1 protein-coding gene is annotated in these 3,899 nt (G+C 73.9%); it reads left to right on the forward strand.

Going from position 1 to position 3,899, the window contains the following annotated elements; genetic code table 11:
• The coding region (locus AC4IJH_RS43155; protein WP_490857511.1) for an SDR family NAD(P)-dependent oxidoreductase at window positions 1–3,899 on the forward strand (3,899 nt) is incomplete at both ends.

The following is a 3,899-nucleotide window of genomic DNA, read 5'->3' on the forward strand; positions in this document are numbered from 1 at the left end:
GTGTCGGGCAGTGAGGTGGATGCCGCGTACTGGTACGCGAATCTGCGGCAGATGGTCCGCTTCGAAGAAGCCGTACGCGTGCTGGTCAGCGGTGGGTTCGGCGCGTTCGTGGAGGTGTCGCCGCACCCGGTGCTGACCGCCGCGGTGACGGAGACCGCCGAGGACGCCGGGAGCACCGGTGTGCTGACGGTGGGCACCCTGGAGCGCGACAACGCGGGCGCCACGCGTCTGATCACGTCGCTGGCGCAGGCGTACGCCGGTGGCCTGCCGGTGGACTGGAAGGCGGTGCTGCCCGCCGCTGAGCAGGTGCAGTTGCCGACGTACGCCTTCCAGCACCAGCGGTACTGGCTGGACCAGTCGGCGAGGACCACGCCCCCGGCGGGCGGCGACGGCGCGAGCACGGCCGCCGAAACGCGGTTCTGGGCGGCGGTCGAGGGCGGGGACCTGGCGCATATCGCCGAGGTCCTGGACATCGAGGACCAGCAGCACCTGGCAGAGGTGCTGGAGGCCATGACGTCCTGGCGGCGGCGGGAGCGAAGCCGCTCGCAGGCCGCGAACTGGCGCTACCGCGTGACCTGGGCGCCGGTCGCGGACCCCGACCCCGCCGCGCTCACCGGCCGCTGGCTGGTGCTGACCGGGCGGGCCGAGGACGCGTTGACGCAGCGATGCGTACAAGCGCTGGCCGCTCGCGGAGCGGACGCGGCCGTGGTCGAGACAGGCGCCGACGCCCTGGACCGGGGCACGATGGCGGCCGCCATCGGCCAGGCCCTGCAGGACACGGAGCCAGTGGCCGGCGTGCTGTCGCTGCTGGCGCTGGACGAGACGCCCGTCCCCGCGTACCCGGTGGTCGCCCAGGGGTACGCGAGGACGCTGGCTCTGGTGCAGGCGCTGGGCGACGCGGAGGTGGCCGCACCGCTGTGGGTGACCACGCGCGGAGCGGTGGCCACCGGAGCCGGTGAGGCGCTGACCAACCCGGTGCAGTCGCTGGTGTGGGGCTTCGGCCGGGTTGTCGGCCTGGAACACCCCGACCGCTGGGGCGGGTTGATCGACCTGCCTGACGTTTTCGACGAAACGGCCGAGGCGCGGCTGGCCGCCGTACTGGCCGGGTGCGGTGAGGACCAGGTCGCCATCCGCCCGGCCGGGATACTGGGCCGCCGGCTGACGCACGCCCCGCAGCCCCGCAGGCACTCCGAGCACTGGGCGCCGCGCGGGACCGCTCTGGTCACCGGTGGTACGGGTGCGATCGGCGGGCACGTGGCACGCTGGCTGGCCGGACGCGGCGCTCAGCGGCTGGTCCTGACCAGCCGCTCCGGCCCTGCCGCCGCCGGTGTTGCCGCGACGGCCGCCGAGCTGGCCGCGCAGGGCGCCCGGGTGGACGTCGTGGCCTGCGACGCGAGCGACCGGGCGGAGCTGGCCGGGGTGTTCAACTGGGTAGCGACGGACGGTCCCGCCCTGTCCGCGGTATTCCACACCGCGGGCGTCGTGCAGGCCACCACGGTGGAGGACACCGACCTGGCCGAGACGGCCGCTGTGGTGGCGGCCAAGGCCGCGGGCGCCGTGCACCTGGACGAGCTGACCAGGGACCTGGACCTGGACGCGTTCGTGCTGTTCTCGTCGATCTCGGCGACCTGGGGCAGTGGCCTTCAGCCCGCCTACGCCGCCGCCAACGCCTTCCTGGACGGACTCGCCGAGTACCGCAGGGCGCAGGGCCTGCCCGCCACCTCCGTGGCCTGGGGCTCGTGGGGCGGCGGTGGCATGACCGACGCGGACGGCGCCGAGCAGGGGCTGCGCCGAGGTCTGCTCGTCATGGACAAGGACCTGGCCGTACAGGCGCTGGCGCAGGTCCTGGACGGCGGCGAAGGCCTGGTGACGGTCGCGGCCGTGGACTGGGCACGGTTCGCCCCGCCGTTCACCCTGCGGCGGCCCAGCCCGCTCATCGAGAGCCTGCCCGAGGTCCGGCAGGCCCTGGACGACGCCGACGAGGACGCCACCGGCAACGGCGCGGCCGGCGACTCGGACGCGGGCGCGTCCCTGAAGCAGCGGCTGGCCAGTCTCTCGCGCGCCGAGCAGAACCGGACGCTGGTCAACCTCGTCCAGACCAAGGCGGCCGACGTCCTCGACTACCCCTCGCCCGAGGCCGTCGAGGCCACCCGCGCCTTCAGCGACCTGGGCTTCGACTCGCTGACCTCGGTCGAACTGCGCAACCGGCTCAGCACGGCCACCGGCCTGAAGCTGCCCGCCACCCTGCTGTTCGACGCCCCGACGCCCACGGCCGCCGCCGAGTTCCTCCTCGCGCAACTGGCGGGCGTCACCGACAGCGCCAGGACCGCGCCGGTCGCGGCGGCGGTCAGCGACGAGCCGCTGGCGATCGTCGGCATGAGCTGCCGCTACCCGGGCGGCGTGACGAGCCCGGAAGAACTGTGGAACCTGGTGGCCGCCGGAACCGACGCCATCTCCGTCCTGCCCGAGGACCGGGGCTGGGTCATCCAGGACCGGACCGACGCCGAAGTGGCGGAGTCCGGCGAACCCGTACGGGCGGGCGGCTTCGTCTACGACGCGACCGGGTTCGACGCGGGGTTCTTCGGAATCAGCCCGCGCGAGGCCGTGTCGATGGACCCGCAGCAGCGGCTGCTGCTGGAGGTGGCGTGGGAGGCGCTGGAGCGGGCGGGCATGGACCCCGCCTCGCTGCGCGGCTCCGCGACGGGCGTCTTCGCCGGCGCCTCCGCATCGGGCTACGGCTGGAGCACCGGCCTCCAGGGCGAGCTGGACGGACACCTCGTCACGGGCATCTCGACCAGCGTGGTGTCCGGCCGGGTGGCCTACGTCATGGGACTTGAGGGCCCGGCGGTGACGGTGGACACGGCGTGCTCCTCGTCCCTGGTCGCACTGCACCTGGCCTGCCAGGCGGTGCGCTCGGGCGAGTGCACGATGGCCCTGGCGGGCGGCGTCATGGTGGCCGCCAACCCGCTCCTGTTCGACCAGTTCAGCCGGCAGATGGGGCTGGCGCCGGACGGACGGTGCAAGCCGTTCTCGGCGGACGCCGACGGCATGGGCCTGGGCGAGGGCGCGGGCATGCTGGTGGTGGAGCGGCTGTCCGACGCGCGCCGCAACGGGCACAAGGTGCTCGCGGTGATCCGCGGCAGCGCGACCAACCAGGACGGCGCGTCCAACGGCCTGACCGCGCCCAACGGCCCGTCCCAACAGCGGGTGATCCGGGCCGCGTTGGCGAACGCCGGGGTACGCGCAGACGAGATCGACGTGGTGGAGGCGCACGGTACGGGGACCCCGCTGGGCGACCCGATCGAGGCGCAGGCGCTCCTTGCGACGTACGGCCAGGAGCGCGCCGACCAGCCGCCGTTGTGGCTGGGCTCGGTGAAGTCCAACATCGGGCACACGCAGGCGGCGGCCGGTGTGGCCGGTGTGATCAAGATGGTGCTCGCCCTCCAGCACCGCGAGCTGCCCGCGACGCTGCATGCGCAGGAGCGCTCGCCGCACGTGGACTGGGAGGCCGGCGACGTACGGCTGCTGACCGAGTCGGTGCCTTGGTCGGCGGAGGGCCGGGTGCGTCGCGCCGGTGTGTCCTCGTTCGGTATGAGCGGCACCAACGCCCACGTCATCGTCGAGGAAGCCCCGGCCGCCGAGATCGGCGAGCCCGAGGACGGCTCCGGAACGAGCGCTCCGGTAACTGACGCGTCCCTCAAGGTGGTTGATGCCGAAGGCCTGGCCGCGTGGGTGGTGTCGGGCCGGTCGGCGAAGGGCCTGGCCGGGCAAGCGGGGCGCCTGCGGGAGTGGGTGTCCAAGCGTCCGGAGCTGGAACCGGCGGATGTGGCGTGGTCGTTGGCGGCGACGCGGTCGTCGTTCGAGCACCGGGCTGTGGTGCTGGGCGGTGGTCGCGAGGA

It is taken from the genome of Streptomyces sp. UF-297, assembly GCF_058245575.1.